The sequence below is a fragment of the Paracoccus sp. SM22M-07 genome, assembly GCF_001887735.1.
GTDB lineage: Bacteria > Pseudomonadota > Alphaproteobacteria > Rhodobacterales > Rhodobacteraceae > Paracoccus.
In genome coordinates this window covers 270262-285721 of record NZ_JPKW01000004.1, presented here as the reverse complement: position 1 = coordinate 285721, position 15460 = coordinate 270262, and the positions used below count along the sequence as shown (strand labels likewise).

15 protein-coding genes are annotated in these 15460 nt (G+C 67.9%); 11 read left to right on the top strand and 4 right to left on the bottom strand.

Annotation, left to right across the window (positions count from 1 at the left end):
* Positions 1–819: LacI family DNA-binding transcriptional regulator (locus tag IE00_RS08330; protein WP_139291373.1), on the bottom strand; the 819-nt coding region annotated here is incomplete at its 3' end.
* 137 nt (positions 820–956) lie between these two features.
* On the opposite strand from IE00_RS08330, the gene iolG reads away from it, so the two are divergent.
* The 10 genes from iolG (at position 957) to iolB (ending at position 12396) form a co-directional block, all read left to right on the top strand.
* The gene (gene iolG / locus IE00_RS08325) at positions 957–1961 is read left to right on the top strand and encodes an inositol 2-dehydrogenase (RefSeq protein WP_072296615.1); all 1005 of its coding nucleotides are present in this window, start codon (positions 957–959) and stop codon (positions 1959–1961) included.
* Positions 1958–2779, top strand: coding sequence for a sugar phosphate isomerase/epimerase (locus tag IE00_RS08320; RefSeq protein WP_205949660.1), 822 nt, complete (start codon positions 1958–1960; stop codon positions 2777–2779). Before iolG ends, IE00_RS08320 begins: the two co-directional genes overlap by 4 nt.
* 87 nt (positions 2780–2866) lie before the next feature.
* On the top strand, positions 2867–3790 hold the full coding sequence (locus IE00_RS08315; RefSeq protein ID WP_072296614.1) for a sugar ABC transporter substrate-binding protein: 924 nt from the start codon (positions 2867–2869) through the stop codon (positions 3788–3790).
* Positions 3791–3861: 71 nt separating this feature from the next.
* Positions 3862–4965: an ABC transporter permease gene (locus IE00_RS08310; RefSeq protein WP_072296613.1), complete on the top strand. Its 1104-nt coding sequence runs from the start codon at positions 3862–3864 to the stop codon at positions 4963–4965.
* Between the two features lies 1 nt (position 4966).
* Positions 4967–5743 carry an ATP-binding cassette domain-containing protein gene (locus tag IE00_RS08305; protein ID WP_072296611.1) on the top strand — a complete coding sequence of 259 codons (777 nt, stop codon included), beginning with the start codon at positions 4967–4969 and terminating at the stop codon, positions 5741–5743.
* On the top strand, positions 5743–6858 hold the full coding sequence (locus tag IE00_RS08300) for a Gfo/Idh/MocA family protein (protein WP_072296610.1): 1116 nt from the start codon (positions 5743–5745) through the stop codon (positions 6856–6858). The genes IE00_RS08305 and IE00_RS08300 overlap by 1 nt, the downstream gene beginning before the upstream one ends.
* On the top strand, positions 6855–8774 hold the full coding sequence (gene iolC / locus IE00_RS08295; protein ID WP_072296609.1) for a 5-dehydro-2-deoxygluconokinase: 1920 nt from the start codon (positions 6855–6857) through the stop codon (positions 8772–8774). Before IE00_RS08300 ends, iolC begins: the two co-directional genes overlap by 4 nt.
* Entirely contained in the window at positions 8771–10600 is a 1830-nt protein-coding gene (gene iolD / locus IE00_RS08290) for a 3D-(3,5/4)-trihydroxycyclohexane-1,2-dione acylhydrolase (decyclizing) (protein ID WP_072296877.1), read from the top strand. Before iolC ends, iolD begins: the two co-directional genes overlap by 4 nt.
* 12 nt (positions 10601–10612) lie before the next feature.
* A complete protein-coding gene (iolE, locus tag IE00_RS08285) occupies positions 10613–11527 on the top strand; it encodes a myo-inosose-2 dehydratase (RefSeq protein WP_072296608.1) in 915 nt (304 codons plus the stop codon).
* 62 nt (positions 11528–11589) lie between these two features.
* Entirely contained in the window at positions 11590–12396 is an 807-nt protein-coding gene (gene iolB, locus IE00_RS08280; RefSeq protein ID WP_072296607.1) for a 5-deoxy-glucuronate isomerase, read from the top strand.
* On the opposite strand, the gene nagA is transcribed toward iolB, so the two are convergent.
* Both nagA and IE00_RS08270 read right to left on the bottom strand, forming a co-directional pair.
* A complete protein-coding gene (gene nagA / locus IE00_RS08275; RefSeq protein WP_072296605.1) occupies positions 12393–13499 on the bottom strand; it encodes an N-acetylglucosamine-6-phosphate deacetylase in 1107 nt (368 codons plus the stop codon). The genes iolB and nagA overlap by 4 nt on opposite strands.
* Positions 13496–14335 carry a BadF/BadG/BcrA/BcrD ATPase family protein gene (locus IE00_RS08270; protein WP_072296603.1) on the bottom strand — a complete coding sequence of 280 codons (840 nt, stop codon included), beginning with the start codon at positions 14333–14335 and terminating at the stop codon, positions 13496–13498. The genes nagA and IE00_RS08270 overlap by 4 nt, the downstream gene beginning before the upstream one ends.
* 122 nt (positions 14336–14457) lie before the next feature.
* On the opposite strand from IE00_RS08270, the gene IE00_RS08265 reads away from it, so the two are divergent.
* The gene (locus tag IE00_RS08265) at positions 14458–15087 is read left to right on the top strand and encodes a hypothetical protein (RefSeq protein WP_139291372.1); all 630 of its coding nucleotides are present in this window, start codon (positions 14458–14460) and stop codon (positions 15085–15087) included.
* On the opposite strand, the gene IE00_RS08260 is transcribed toward IE00_RS08265, so the two are convergent.
* Entirely contained in the window at positions 15042–15329 is a 288-nt protein-coding gene (locus IE00_RS08260; protein WP_072296600.1) for a DUF2218 domain-containing protein, read from the bottom strand. The genes IE00_RS08265 and IE00_RS08260 overlap by 46 nt on opposite strands.
* Between the last annotated feature and the right edge of the window lie 131 nt (positions 15330–15460).

Below are 15460 nucleotides of genomic sequence, written 5' to 3'. Positions count from 1 at the left end.
CCCCAGCCGATAACGGATCGCGTCCATGGCGCCGATGGCGATGATGTCGTTTTCGCAGACCAGGACATCGGGGCGGTCGGCCGCGGTGCGGTCCTGCAGCAGCGCGGTCACGCGGTCGATGGCGGGGCCGAAATCATAGGCCGCGGCATTGATCGAAGGCACATGCGTCCCGGTGCGGTCCTGCCAGTATTCGGTGAAGGTGGATTTGCGGTGCAGCTTGGCCGATTGCGTGTCGGGACCAGCCAGGAAGACGGGCTTGCGATAGCCGCGTTCCAGCAGGTGATCGGCCATCTGGCGCATGGCGATCACGTCGTCGCAGGCGATGGTCAGCGTGTTCGGATTCTGGCTGTAGCGGGCGAAGATCACCAACTTTTTCAGCCGCCGCGCCCCAAGCGCCGTTTCCAGCATCTTGTCGTCGAAGCGGGTGCCGATCACGACCGCCGCATCGACGCGGCGCTGGCTGGCCGCCAGCAGCGCCGCCGAGGCATCCTCGCTGTCGGACATGTGCACCAGAAGCGTCCCCCAGCCCCGCGACCACAGGATGCGCGTCAGGCGTTCCAGCAGCACCAGCTTGTGCGGGTTGTTGAAATCATTGGTGATCAGCGCGATCAGGTTCGACCGGTCCGAGGCCAGCGACGATGCCATCAGGTCGGGCGCATATCCCAGGGCCTCGGCCGCGGCGATCACGCGTTCGCGGCTTTGCCGCGAGATCGAGGCGTCCTTCTTGAAGGCGCGGGCCACGGTCCAGCGCGACACCCCCGCCGCGGCGGCGACGTGGTCGGCGGTCACGGTATCGGTGCTGTCCTCGGGGTCTGCCATGGGGGCATCCTATCTTGCGCATCAGCCGACCGGAAGTGTCTTGCACGCGCGTGCAGATAATTGTTGCACGCGCGTGCAACGCTGTGCAACGTTGCGTCACATACGGTTCTGCAGACGATTCGAGGGAGGAGTGCAGGATGCTTAGGGTTGCCTTGCTGGGGGCGGGCCGAATCGGTCGGGTCCATGCGACATCCATCGTCATGACGAAATCCTGCGACCTGGTCGCGGTGGCCGACGTGAACACCGACGCGGCCCGCGATCTGGCCGCCCAGATCGGCGCCCGCGCCATGAGCGTCGAGGAGATCGTCGCGGACGCCTCGATCGATGCGGTGCTGATCGCCACCTCGACCGACACGCATTCCGACCTGATCGAACGCGCCACCGCCGCGGGCAAGGCGGTCCTGTGCGAAAAGCCGGTCGATCTGTCGCTGGAACGGGCGCTGGCGACCCTGGCCAAGGCCGAGGCCACGGGCCAGCCGGTCATGGTCGGCTTCAACCGCCGCTTCGATCCGAATTTCGCCGCGCTGAAGGCTGCCTTCGACAAGGGAGAGATCGGCAAGGGCGAATTGCTGTCCATCACCTCGTTCGATCCGGCCCCGCCGCCGGTCAGCTATGTCAAGGTGTCGGGCGGGCTGTTCCGCGACATGATGATCCATGATTTCGACATGGCCTGCTGGATCTTCGGCGGTGCCCCCGCCAAGGTCACCGCCACCGGCGCGGCCCTGGTCGATCCCGAAATCGGGGCGGCGGGCGATGTCGATACCGCCGCCGTCACCATGGTCTGGGACGACGGGCGCATCGCGGTCATCAAGAATTCGCGCCGCGCCGGATACGGCTATGACCAGCGGATCGAGGTTCTGGGCTCGGATGGGCTGCTGTCGGCCGCCAACGTGCTGGAAAACACCGTCCAGAAGATCACCACCGCAGGGGCGGTCAGCGCCAAGCCGGTGCATTTCTTCCTGGAACGCTACATGCGGGCCTATCAGGACGAATGGACGGCCTTCGTGGATGCCGTGCAGGGCGGGACGACCATGCCCGTGACCCTGCGCGAAGGTGTCGCGGCCCTTGCCTGCGCCGAGGCCGCCACCCGGTCGATGCAGACCGGCCAGACGGTCGCCATCACCCCCGACATGCTGGGATGACCGCGATGCGACAGATCGGATGCTGCACCTGGATCTTCGGCACGAACGACATCGCGGCCATCGCCGCACGCGCCGTCCGCGCGGGTCTGGACGGGGTCGAGATCCATGGCGATCTGTCGATCGATCCGGTCCGGGCGGGGCGCATCCTGTCCGATCACGGCTTGCGGATCTTTTCGATCACGCCGGGGGATGCCGATATCAGCCATCCCGACGGGGCGATCCGCCAGGATGCGGTGGATTATTACCGCCGGCTGGTCGATTGGGCCGGATCGCTTGGAGATGCGCCGCGCGTCGGCTGCCACGGGCTGGTGCAGCGCATCCGTCCGCTCAGCGATCAGGCCCAGGAAGACGACCTGCTGGCCGACAGCACGCGCCGGATCTGCGCGCTGGCCCATGGGGCCGGGCTGGATGTCTGCTTCGAGATCCTGAACCGCTATGAAAGCCATCAGGTCCGCAGCGTGGCCCAGGGGTTGGCGCTGCTGGATGCGGTCGGTGCCGCGAACCTGGCGCTGTTGCCCGACGCCTATCACATGAACATCGAGGAGGCCGATCCCGCCGCCGCCCTGCGGTCGGGGGGCGGACGCATCGGCCTCTATCATCTGGCCGACAGCAATCGCGGCGCGGTGGGGGATGGTCACATCGACTTTGCCGCCCAGTTCCGCGCGCTGGACGCCATCGATTACGCGGGGCCGATCATCGTCGAACCCGCCGCCCCCGGACCCGATCCGTTCACCACGAACAAGGGTCCGGGCTTTGAGGATACGCTTGAGGATATGCTGGCCCGGTCCGTCCGGGCGATCCGCGCCTTGGGCAGCTGAGATCCGCGCGCCCGCAGAGGCGCCGGACGAACCCGCAGGCCCGAGGAGGGGCCGGGGATATATGACTTCAACCTTGGGAGGGAAGACATGACCACATTCAGAACCGCCGCGGCAGTCGCCGCATTGATGGCCTTCGGCGCCCCGGCGCTGGCCCAGAACATCATCGTCGTGGCCCATGGCCAGGCGAACGACCCCTTCTGGTCGGTCGTCAAGAACGGCGCGGCCAAGGCCGGCGAACATACCGGCGCGACGGTCGATTTCCGGTCGCCCGAAACCTTCGACATGGTCGCCATGGGTCAGCTGATCGATGCCGCCGTCAACCAGGAACCCGACGGGCTGGTCGTGTCGATCCCCGACGCGGATGCGCTTGGGCCCTCGATCGAACGCGCGGTCGATGCGGGCATCCCCGTCATCTCGATGAATTCCGGGTCCGACGTCGCCAAGGAACTGGGCGCGCTGCTGCATGTCGGTCAGTCGGAATTCGACGCGGGCAAGGCCGCGGGCGAAAAGCTGGCTGAGTTGGGCGGCAAGAAGGGCATCTGCGTCAACCAGGAGGTCGGCAACGTCTCGCTGGACCAGCGCTGCGCCGGTTTCGCGGAAGGCTTCGGCAACCCGGTTTCGGTCGTGCCGACCCAGAACGACCCGACCGAGGTCCAGTCCAAGATCCGCGCCGCCCTGGACAGCGACCCCGAGGTCGACACCGTCCTGGGCCTGGGCGCCAGCCTGGTCGGCGAACCGGCCGTGGCCGCCGTCAAGGCGCTTGGTCGCGACGACGTCCTGATCGCCAGCTTCGATCTGTCGGCGGGCTTCCTGCAATCGGTGGCCGACGGCGACGCCGCCTTTGCCATCGACCAGCAGCAATACCTGCAGGGCTATCTGCCGGTCGCCTTCCTGGCGCTGAACGCGGAATACGGGCTGATGCCGGGCGGCGACGTGCCTTCGGGGCCGAACCTGGTGATGCAGGACAGCGCCGCGCAGGTGATCGACCTGTCCGCGCAGGGCATCCGCTGACCGGCGGCCGAACAGGCGGGCGCATCGCGCGCCCGCCCATTCCGACAGAGCGAGAGGGGGGGAGGAAACCCATGGCCAACGCCACCGCATCCGCGGACGAGCGGATCAAGACCGAATCCATCACGACGCGCCTGATGAAGCGGCCCGAACTGGGGGCGATCGGCGGGGTGATCCTTGTCACCATCTTCTTCCTGTTCACCGCCAGCGGGACGATGTTCACCTTTTCGGGCATCATGAACTTCCTGACCCCCGCCGCCCAGCTGGGCATCCTGGGGATCGCGGCCGCGATGCTGATGATCGGCGGCGAATTCGACCTGTCGATCGGGTCGATGGTAGCCTTTGCCGGGATGATCTTCGGGGTCCTGGTCGTCAATATGGGCCTGCCGCTGATTTTTGCCATTCCGCTGACCATGGGCTTTGCCGCCGCGATGGGGGCCATCAACGGCGCCATCGTGCTGCGCACCGGCCTGCCCAGCTTCATCGTGACGCTGGCCTTCCTGTTCATCCTGCGCGGCGCTTCGCTGGTCGGGCTGAAGATCTTCACCAACGGCTCGACCCAGCTGCGCGGCGTGCGCGAATCGGTCGAGGGCGACTGGCTGGCGCCTTTCTTTTCGGGCGACGCCTTCGGGGGCGCCTTCCAGTGGATGGCCGACAATGGCTGGATCGAGGCGCTGAATTCGGGCACGCCCAAGGTCCCCGGCATCCCGGTCGAGATCCTGTGGTTCATCGCCGTGGCCGCCATCGCCACCTTCGTCCTGCTGCGCACCCCTGCCGGCAACTGGATATTTGCCACCGGCGGCGACAGGAACGCCGCCAGCAATTCGGGCGTGCCGGTGCGCAAGGTCAAGATCTCGCTTTTCATGCTGACGGCCTGCGCGGCGGCGCTGGTGGCCATCATCACCGTCATCGACACCGGGTCGACCGATGCCCGCCGCGGCTTCATGAAGGAATTCGAGGCGATCATTGCCGCCGTCATCGGTGGCTGCCTGCTGACCGGCGGCTATGGGTCGGCCATCGGGGCCTTCTTCGGGGCGATCATCTTCGGCATGGTCACCATCGGGCTGACCTATACCGGCTTTGACCAGGACTGGTTCCAGGTCTTCCTGGGCGGCATGCTTCTGCTGGCCGTGGTCTTCAACAACGCGATCCGCAAGCGTGTGACGGGGGAACGCTGACATGACCGATCCCATCATCCGGATGCAGGGCATCAAGAAGCATTTCGGCAATGTCATCGCCCTGAACGGCGTGAACTTCGATGTGCGCCCCGGCGAATGCCACTGCCTGCTGGGCGACAATGGCGCGGGCAAGTCGACCTTCATCAAGACCATGTCGGGCGTTCACAAGCCGACCGAGGGCACGATCCTGTTCGAGGGCAAGCCCCTGTCCTTCGACAGCCCCCGCGACGCGATGGAGGCGGGCATCGCCACCGTCTTCCAGGACCTTGCGATGATCCCGCTGATGAGCGTGACGCGCAACTTCTTCATGGGGCGCGAACCCACCAAGGGCCGTTTCGTCAAGCGCTTCGACCTGGAGGCCGCCAACCGCATCTGCATGGAGGAGATGCGCAAGATGGGGATCAACCTGCGCGCGCCCGACCAGGCAGTGGGCACGTTGTCGGGCGGCGAACGCCAGACGGTCGCCATCGCGCGGGCCGTGTATTTCGGGGCCAAGGTGCTGATCCTGGACGAACCGACCAGCGCGCTTGGCGTGCGCCAGACCTCGAACGTGCTGGCGACCATCGCGCGGGTGCGGGCGCAGGACGTGGGCGTCGTCTTCATCAGCCACAACGTGCGCCACGCGCTGGCCGTGGGCGACCGCTTCACCGTGCTGAACCGCGGTCAGACCCTGGGCACCGCCCAGAAGGGTCAGATCGACGCCGCCGAATTGCAGGACATGATGGCCGGCGGGCAGGAGCTGGCGACGCTGGAAGGCAGCCTGGGGGGCACCATCTGATGACGCAGGCACGACCCCTGGGCGTGGCCCTGATCGGCACCGGGTTCATGGGCAAATGCCACGCGATGGCCTGGCGCAACGTCGCCACCGTCTTTGGCGGCGCCCATCCCCGGCTGCAGGTGCTGTGCGACATGCCCGATCGTGCCGAGGCCATGGCCGCGCAATTCGGTTTCGCCCGCGGCACCGATGACTGGCGCCAGGCCGTCGCCGACCCGCAGGTGGACGTGGTCAGCATCACCACCCCCAACGGCCTTCACCGCCCCATGGCCGAGGCCGCGCTGCGCGCCGGCAAGCATGTCTGGCTGGAAAAGCCCATGGCGCTGACGCTGGCCGATGCGCAGGCCATGGCCGATCTGGCGGCGGACCATCCGGGGCAGGTGACGCTCCTGGGCTACAACTATCTGCGCAGCCCGGCCTTTCAGGCGGCGCGCGATCTGGTCGCCAAGGGCGCGATCGGGCGTCTGCTGGCCTTTCGCGGCGTCTATGACGAAGACTATTCCGCCGACCCGCTCCTCCCCTGGTCGTGGCGGATGACTCACGAGGGGGGCGGCCTGGGCGCGCTTGGCGATTTGGGCTGCCACCTCGTGAGTCTGATGGTCGCGCTGATGGGGCCGGTCGATCAGGTGACGGCCATGACCCAGATCGCCGTCCCGCAGCGTCCCTCGCCCCAAGGCCCGCGTGCGGTTGAGAATGAGGACAGCGCCTTGGCCCTGATCCGCTTTGCCAGCGGGGCGCAGGGGTCATTCGCCACCTCGCGCGTGGCGCGTGGCCGGAAATGCCGCCTGCAGTGGGAGGTCCACGGCGGCGACGGCACGCTGGTCTTCGACCAGGAAAACATGAACGAACTTTGGGTCCATCAGGCAGGCCAGCCGGGTTTCGTGCGGCATCTGACCGGACCCGAGCAGCCCGATTTCGCGGCCTTCTGCCCCGGCGCAGGCCATAATTTCGGGTTCAACGAACAGAAGGTCATCGAATGCCGCGACCTGATGCGCGCCATCGAAGGCCAGGGTCCCGCCACGCCCGATTTCGCACAGGGCCTGGAGATTGAACGGGTCATTCACGCGATGGCGGCCTCGGATGGCCGCACCGTGACGATGAAGGAGTTTCAAGGATGAAGACGATTGATGTCGTGACGATCGGTCGGAGTTCGGTTGATCTTTACGGTCAGCAGGTCGGCGGCCGTCTCGAGGACATGGGGTCCTTTGCCAAATATATCGGCGGCAGCCCGACGAACATCGCCTGCGGGACGGCGCGGCTTGGGCTGCGTTCGGCTGTGATCACCAAGGTCGGCGACGAACATATGGGCCGCTTCATCCGCGAACAGCTGATCCGCGAAGGCGTCGACGTGCGCGGGGTGGGGACCGATCCCGACCGGCTGACCGCGCTGGTGATCCTGGGCATCCGCGATCAGGACAGCTTTCCGCTGATCTTCTATCGCCAGGACTGCGCCGACATGGCCTTGTCGCCCGACGATATCGACGAAGACCTGATCGCCGATGCCCGCTGCGTGCTGGCGACCGGCACGCATCTGTCGCATCCGCAGACCGAAGCGGCGGTCATCAAGGCGCTGGATCTGGCACGCCAGCATGGCGCACGCACGGCGCTGGACATCGATTACCGTCCGAACCTCTGGGGCGTGGCCGGGCATGGCGATGGCGAAAGCCGCTTTGTCGAAAGCGCCGCCGTCACCGCGCGCCTGCAGGCGACGCTGCACCGCTTCGACCTGATCGTCGGCACCGAGGAGGAATTCCACATCGCCGGCGGCACGACCGACACGCTGGCGGCGCTGCGCGCGGTCCGCGCCGTCAGCGATGCCACGCTGATCTGCAAGCGCGGGGCTGCGGGTGCCGTGGCCTTCGAAGGCGCGATCCCGGACAGCCTTGATGCCGGTCAGGCGGGCCCCGGTTTCCCCATCGAGGTCTTCAACGTGCTGGGCGCGGGCGACGGCTTCTTTTCGGGCCTGCTGAAGGGCTGGATGGATGACGAAGCCTGGCCGCGCGCGCTGGAATACGCCAATGCCTGCGGCGCCTTCGCAGTCAGCCGCCACGGCTGCACCCCCGCCTATCCCAGCCTTGAGGAACTGCGTTTCTTCTTGGATCGCGGCGTGATGCGCCCCGATCTGCGCAACGACCCCGATCTGGAACAGATCCACTGGGCCACGAACCGTCAGGGCCGCATGGGCGGCGACTGGTCGACGATGCGGGTCTTTGCCTTCGACCACCGCATCCAGTTGGAACAGATGGACGGATACACCCCCAGCAAGGGCGGTGCGTTCAAGCAATTGTGCCTGAGGGCCGCGCTGCAGGTGCAGGACGGGCAGGCGGGCTATGGCATCCTCTGCGACAACCGCATCGGGCGCGACGCGCTGCATGCGGCATCGGGCACGGGGCTGTGGATCGGCAGGCCTGCCGAATGGCCCGGATCGCGCCCGCTGGCGCTGGAACCGGAACTGGGCCCCGATTGCGGCGCCCTGCAGGAATGGGCGCGCGAGAACGTGGTCAAGGTGCTGTGCTTCTGTCACCCGACCGACGACGCCACCCTGCGCGCCGAACAGGAGGCGACGGTGGCGCGGCTGTATGCCGCCGCGCGCCGCAACGGGCTGGATTTCCTGCTGGAGATCATCCCGTCGAAGGTCGGGCCGGTCGATGACGACACCACCGCGACGCTGATCACCCAGTTCTATGCCGCGGGGATCTTCCCCGACTGGTGGAAGCTGGAGCCGTTGACCAGCCCCGAGGCATGGTCGAAAGCCATCGCCGCCATCGAGGCGCATGACCGCGACACCCGCGGCATCGTGGTCCTGGGCCTTGATGCCCCCGAGGATCAGCTGGCCGCCAGCTTTGCGGCGGCCGCAAATTTCCAGCTGGTGCGCGGGTTTGCCGTGGGCCGGACCATCTTTGGCAGCGTGGCCCGAGACTGGCTGGCCGGACGCATCGACGACGCGCAGGCGGTGGCCACGATGGCGCAACGCTATGACCGGCTGTGCCGGATTTGGGACGATGCGCGCGCCGCATCGCGGGTGGCAGCATGACGGGCACGATCCGACTGACGGCCGCGCAGGCCATGGTCCGCTGGCTGTCGGTGCAGATGACCGAAGACGGCGAACGCTTCATCGACGGGGTCTGGGCGATCTTTGGCCATGGCAACGTGGCCGGCCTGGGCGAAGCGCTGCACGGCATCGGCGACGCGCTGCCGACCTGGCGGGGCCAGAACGAACAGACCATGGCCCACGCCGCCATCGCCTTTGCCAAGGGTCACGGACGCCGGCGGGCGCAGGCGATCACCGCATCCATCGGGCCGGGGGCCACGAACATGGTCACCGCCGCGGCGGTGGCGCATGTGAACCGCCTGCCGCTGCTGCTGATCCCCGGCGATGTCTTTGCCAACCGCCGCCCCGATCCCGTCCTGCAGCAGGTCGAGGATTTCACCGACGGCACGGTCAGCGCCAATGACTGCTTCCGCCCGGTGGTGCGCTATTTCGACCGCATCACCCGGCCCGAACATCTTCTCAGCGCGCTGCCGCGGGCGATGCGGGTGATGACCGATCCTGCCGATTGCGGGCCGGTCTGTCTGGCCTTCTGTCAGGACGTGCAGGCCGAGGCGTTCGACTGGCCGCAGGCGTTTTTTGAACCGCGCGTCTGGCGCATTCGCCGCCCCGCCCCCGATGGGCAGGAACTGGCGCAGGTGGCCGACCTGATCCGCGCGGCCAAGGCGCCGGTGATCGTGGCGGGCGGTGGCGTCATCTATTCGGGTGCCGAAGCGACGCTGGCCGATTTCGCCACTCGCCACAACATCCCGGTGATCGAGACGCAGGCCGGAAAATCGGCGCTGGCGCAGGACCACCCGATGAATTTCGGCGCGGCGGGGGTCGATGGGTCGGCGGCGGCGAATGCCGCGGCGGGCCAGGCCGATCTGGTGATCGGCATCGGCACGCGGTTGCAGGATTTCACCACCGGGTCGCGGACGCTGTTCGCCAACGGGCGCCTGGTCGGCATCAACGTGCAACCCTATGACGCGGCCAAGCACGGCGCGGTCACGATGGTCGCCGATGCCCGGGTGGCGCTGGAACAGCTGGGCACGGCGCTTGGCGATCACCGCGCGGCAGGTGCCGATACCGACAGCCGCGCGGCCTGGCTGGCGGCGGTGGACGCGCATTGTGCCGCGCCCACGGGCGATGGCCTGCCGACCGATGCGCAGGTGATCGGCGCGGTGCAGCGGGCCGCGACGCCTGCCAGCATCGCCATGTGCGCGGCCGGCACCATGCCCGGCGCGCTGAAGCTGCTGTGGCAGCCCAGCCAGGGCGGCTATCACATGGAATACGGCTTTTCATGCATGGGCTATGAACTGGCTGGCGCGATGGGCCTGAAGCTGGCCCGACCCGAGCGTGAGGTGCTGTGTTTCGTGGGCGACGGCAGCTACATGATGGCCAACAGCGAATTGGCCACGGCGGTGATGCGGCGCATTCCCTTCACCGTCATCCTGACCGACAATCGCGGCTATGGCTGCATCAACCGCCTGCAGCAGGGGTGCGGCGGCGCGCCCTTCAACAACATGTATGTCGACAGTCGGATCGAGGCGCAGCCGCAGATCGACTTCGTCGCCCATGCCGGGGCCATGGGGGCGCATGCCGTCAAGGCCAGCGACATCGCCGACCTGCAGGCGCAGATCGAAGCGGCGCGCGGGCGCGACATCCCCACCGTCATCGTCATCGACACGACCGCCGCCCAAGGCCCCGGTTTCGGCAATGCGGGCCATTGGTGGGACGTCGCCGTCCCCCAGGTGGGCGATACCGATGCGCTGCGCCGCGCCCACGAACGCTATCTTGAACAGGCGGGCCGTCAGGCCACGCGCAACTGAACGGACAAGACCATGATCCTTTACGGCACCAACCCCATCGCCTGGTCGAATGACGACGATCACAGCATCGGCGCCCATCTGTCGCTGGACGATTGCCTGTCCGATTGCCGCACGATCGGCTTTGACGGCATCGAAAAGGGCCACAAGATGCCCAATGAAGGCGGTGCGCTGAAGACCACTCTTGGCGAATACGGGCTGCGTTTCGTGGGCGGCTGGCATTCGACCAACATCCTGGCCGCCGGCGCGACGCTGGACACGGAAGAGGCGGCGCTGGATGTGCATATCGCCATGACCAAGGGCGCGGGCAGCGACGTGGTGATCCTGTGCGAATGCTCGAACGCGGTGCATGGCAACGATCAGGTCGCGGTGAACGACCGCCCCATCCTGTCGGATGAGGAATGGGACCGTCTGATGGCGGGGCTGAACGCCCTGGCCACCCATGCGGCGGGGCAGGGCGTGCGCGCCTGCTATCACCACCATATGGGCACCTGCGTGGAAAGCGAGGATGACGTCGACCGCTTCATGGCCGCCGCCGGACCCGACCTGCATCTGCTGCTGGATACCGGCCACCTGACCTTTGCAGGCGCCGACCCCGCGGCGGTCGCGGCGAAATACATGGACCGCGTCGGCCATATCCATTGCAAGAACGTCCGCGCCGACATCATGGCGCAGGTCCGCAACGACGGGCTGTCCTTTATCGAGGGCGTGCGCCGCGGGGCCTTCACCGTGCCGGGCGACGTCGAAGGCTGCGTCGATTTCCCCGCCGTCCTGCAGATCGCGGCCAGGGCGGGCTATTCCGGCTGGCTGGTGATCGAGGCCGAACAGGACAGCGCCATCCGCGATCCGCTGCATTACCAGTCGATGGGGCTGGCCGCGCTGAAGGCCGCCGCCGTCGAGGCCGGGCTGGACCAGGGCGTGACCGCCTGACGATGTGCGGGCGGGGCATTCCCGCCCGCATCCCTTCACGATCCGACAAGCAGGAGCCGACCATGACCCATCTTCTTCGCAAGCCCTTGGGGCAGCATGGCAAGGTGCACCAGATCACCGCCCAGGATGCCGGATGGCGGCATGTGGGGTTCTCGCTCTATCGTTTGCGGGCGGGGGAAAGCGCCGCCGAGGCGACCGGCGCGACCGAGGTGATCCTGGTCATGGTCGAGGGCAAGGCCGCCTTCACCGCCGCCGGCCAGGACTGGGGCGTGCTGGGCGACCGGATGGACGTCTTTGAAAAGACGCCGCCGCATTGTCTCTATGTGCCGAACGCGCAGGACTGGGCCGCGAAGGCCGAAACCGATTGCGTCATCGCCGTCTGCGCCGCCCCCGGTCGCGGCGGCCATCCCGCCCGCCGCATCGGCCCCGACGGCATCGCGCTGACCGAACGCGGCAAGGGCACCAACACCCGCCACATCAACAACATCGCCATGGAGGCCGAGGATTGCTGCGACAGCCTGCTGGTGACCGAGGTCTTTACCCCCGCCGGCCATTGGTCGTCCTATCCCAGCCACCGCCATGACGAGGACGACTTTCCGCGCATCACCTATCTGGAAGAAACCTATTACCACCGCCTGAACCCCGCCCAGGGCTGGGCCGTGCAGCGCGTCTATACCGATGACGGTTCCCTGGACGAGGTGATGGCGGTCAAGGATGGCGACGTGGTGCTGGTCCCGCGCGGCCACCACCCCTGCGGCGCACCCTATGGGTTCGAGCTCTATTACCTGAACGTCATGGCGGGACCGCGCCGCAACTGGCGCTTTGTCCCGGCCCCAGAGGTCGAGGAGATCATCGCCCGCGACGCCTAAACCGCCAAGGGGCCGCGCAGGGTCAGGTCGTGGTCCAGCACGATCAGATCCGCCCTGCGTCCCGCCGCGACATGCCCGAAACGGTCATCCGCGCCGATCAGCGCGGCAGGAATGCCGGTCGTCATGGCCAGCGCCCGCGCGGGGTCGGCCCCTGCCGCCACCACGGTTCGCATCGCACGGTCCAGCCGCAGATCGGCCCCTGCCAGCGTGCCGTCGGGCAGGGTCAGGCGTCCGTCGCGGCGCAGGATCCTGCGCCCGTGCAGGTCAAAGCGGTCCATGTCGCTGCCCGCCACGGCCATGCAATCGCTGACCAGGAACAGCCCCGATCCGCGCGCGCGCAGGGCCACGGCCAGCGCCGCCGGATCGACATGAATGCCATCCGCGATCAATCCCGCCTGGGCATCGCCCGACAGCACGGCGCCGACCAGACCGGGGGCGCGGTGGGCCATCTGGCTCATGGCATTGAACAGATGCGTGGCCACACGCGCGCCGGCGGCGAAGGCTGCGCGGGCGGTTTCCAGGCTGCAATCGCTGTGGCCCAGGCTGACCAGCGCGCCTGCATCCGCCAACTGCGTGATCTGGTCTGGGGTTGCGGCCTCGGGGGCCAGGGTCACCATCAGCACCGGCAGGTCGCGGGCGGCGGCGCAAAGCAGGGTCAAGTCGTCGTCCCGCAGGGGGCGGATCAGCGTCAGGTCATGGGCCCCGGCGCGGCGCGGGTCCAGATGCGGACCCTCAAGATGCAGGCCCAGCAGGCCTGGCGTTCCGGCGCGCAGGGCCTGGATGGTGGCGTCGATGACGCGGGCCGTCACCTCGGGGCGGTCGGTGATCAGCGTGGGCAGGATGCCCGCGCAGCCAAGCCCGCGATGAGCGGCGCAGATATGGGCCAGGGCGGCCGCATCCGTGTCCGCGCCCACCATCAGCCCGCCGCCGCCATTCACCTGCAGATCGACAAAGCCGGGGGCCAGGATGCCGTCGATGGCTTCGGCCCCTGCCGGGCGGTCGCGGGTGACGGCGGTGATCCTGTCGCCTTGGACCGTGACGGTCATGTCTTGGTGCAGGCGGGTGCCGTCGAACAGCAGGTCGGGGGCCAGGACGCGGGTCACGCCACGCCCCCCAGGTCCCGCGCCATCGCCAGCGCCCCGTCGACCGAGGACCCCAGGGCCGGGCGCACATCCCAATCCCGTGCCAGCTGTCCGGCATAGAAGGGGCCAAGCCCGCCCAGGCAGACCACGGGCAGGTTCCGCCCCTGCTGCAGGACGCGGATGGCATCCGAAATCTGGGCCACGGCCTGATCGCGGATGCGCCGCCCCTCGGGGTCCTGGGTGGCGATCAGCCGCGGGGCCAGGGTCGCGAAATCGGCGGGGCTGGCGGTGGTGCCGAAGGCGATGATGCCCTCATGGCCGCCAAATTCGTCGCGGATTGCCGCCAGCAGCGGGCTGTCGGGGGCAAAGCCGTCGCCCGCGCGCATGGCCTGCGCCAAGAGGGTCCGGCCAAGGACGGCGCCGCTGCCCTCGTCGCCCATCAGAAAGCCGCGCCCGCCATATTGGCGCAGATCGCCCCCCCGCTGCACGGCCAGGACAGACCCCGTGCCGACCGCCACCAGGATGCCGTCGGCCGTGCCCAGGGCGCCCCGCGCGGCGGTGACGGCATCGTTGACGACCAGCGTGCGGGCAAAGGGCAGGCTGTCGCGCATCAGGGCCGCGGGCCGGGCAAGCCCGCCCCCCGCGACACCCAGCACCGCCACCAGATCGGCGGGGGTCGCCCCGGCCTGCACCATCGCGGCGGTGGCGGCCGCCAGGATGCTGACCGTCGCCCCCTGCGGGTCCGAATTGATGTTGGCCGGCCCGCCTTCGCCACGGCCCAGCAGCTGACCGGCGTGATCGCAGATTGCCGCCCGACAGCCTGTCCCGCCGCCATCCAGTCCCAGATAAAGCACCATCACGCCTCCTGGCGGGCAAGGAACGCCATGCGGGGGCGAATGAAAAGCCCCAATTTCATCCCTTGCCGGGTTTTCAACAGGGCGATGTTCATGCAATGTTCACCTTCTGCCCAAGGTCGATCATGCTGCCACCCGAACCGAACCCCTTTCAGCTTGTGCCTGCCCGCATCCACGAGGTCGAGGGTGCGGGCCGCCATGCCTTTGCCATCTTTCAGGCCGCGCGCCATGCAGGACCGGTCTTCTGGGTCCGGCCCCTGCGCGATCGGGGGACCTTCCTTCCGGCGGGGCTGCCGCAGGGGCTGGCTGCGCGGCTGTACCAGGTCTGCGCCAGATCCGAGGTCGATCTGCTTTGGGCGGTCGAGGAAACTTTGCGCGCACCCCTGACGGGCTTCGTCCTGGCCGAGCCGACCAAGCCCCTGTCGCTGACCGCAGGGCGAAGGCTGCAGCTGGCGGCCGAGGCCGGGCGCACGACGGGCCTGATGATGATCGGGGCGGGGGCCGGGTCCAATGCCACCGAAAGCCGCTGGCATTGCAGGCCCTTGGCCGAGCCGGGAACAGGGGGCGACCTGGCCGCCCATCACTGGGCGCTGAGCAAGAACAAGCGCGGCCTGACGGGCGCCTGGCATGTCGCGTGGGACCCGCAGGATGGGGACCCGCGGATCCTTGATACCCGTGACGATGCCTGTGATGGTCAGGCGGGGTTCGGTCAGGCGGGGGCCGACCAGGCCAGCGGCGCCGGGTCGTCGCGCTGAGCAAAGCGCAGCAGGTGTCGTTCGACGACATCGCGCAGGCTTTCCATCGCCTCGGCATCGCCGGCATTCAGGACCAGATGCAGGCCATCCGCGGTCGTGGCGATGCGCGCAGTTCCCATCTCGAAGGTCAGGATCGCGTGGTCATCGGCCAGGGTGACCGGGATCTTGTGGCCGAAATGCTTGCCCATGGTGGTCATCAGGCCCGTGGCGCGTTCGGTGGGGAAATCTGCGGTCATCTGCATGGCGGAATCCTTTGGCATCCGGCCCCGCGATCGGGGCGATCCGCCTTGGGCTAGGGCGACCAACCAATTTTGTCAACAAATCGGCGCGATAACCTGACAAAAACACGCGGGCATTCTTTACCTTGGTCATC

Excerpts from the sequence above, each read along its gene's own strand:
- iolG (WP_072296615.1), top strand. The coding sequence starts at position 957 with ATGCTTAGGGTTGCCTTGCTGGGGGCGGGCCGAATCGGTCGGGTCCAT.
- IE00_RS08320 (WP_205949660.1), top strand. The coding sequence starts at position 1,958 with ATGACCGCGATGCGACAGATCGGATGCTGCACCTGGATCTTCGGCACG.
- IE00_RS08315 (WP_072296614.1), top strand. The coding sequence starts at position 2,867 with ATGACCACATTCAGAACCGCCGCGGCAGTCGCCGCATTGATGGCCTTC.
- IE00_RS08310 (WP_072296613.1), top strand. The coding sequence starts at position 3,862 with ATGGCCAACGCCACCGCATCCGCGGACGAGCGGATCAAGACCGAATCC.
- IE00_RS08305 (WP_072296611.1), top strand. The coding sequence starts at position 4,967 with ATGACCGATCCCATCATCCGGATGCAGGGCATCAAGAAGCATTTCGGC.
- IE00_RS08300 (WP_072296610.1), top strand. The coding sequence starts at position 5,743 with ATGACGCAGGCACGACCCCTGGGCGTGGCCCTGATCGGCACCGGGTTC.
- iolC (WP_072296609.1), top strand. The coding sequence starts at position 6,855 with ATGAAGACGATTGATGTCGTGACGATCGGTCGGAGTTCGGTTGATCTT.
- iolD (WP_072296877.1), top strand. The coding sequence starts at position 8,771 with ATGACGGGCACGATCCGACTGACGGCCGCGCAGGCCATGGTCCGCTGG.
- iolE (WP_072296608.1), top strand. The coding sequence starts at position 10,613 with ATGATCCTTTACGGCACCAACCCCATCGCCTGGTCGAATGACGACGAT.
- iolB (WP_072296607.1), top strand. The coding sequence starts at position 11,590 with ATGACCCATCTTCTTCGCAAGCCCTTGGGGCAGCATGGCAAGGTGCAC.
- IE00_RS08270 (WP_072296603.1), bottom strand. The coding sequence starts at position 14,335 with ATGGTGCTTTATCTGGGACTGGATGGCGGCGGGACAGGCTGTCGGGCG.
- IE00_RS08265 (WP_139291372.1), top strand. The coding sequence starts at position 14,458 with ATGCTGCCACCCGAACCGAACCCCTTTCAGCTTGTGCCTGCCCGCATC.
- IE00_RS08260 (WP_072296600.1), bottom strand. The coding sequence starts at position 15,329 with ATGCAGATGACCGCAGATTTCCCCACCGAACGCGCCACGGGCCTGATG.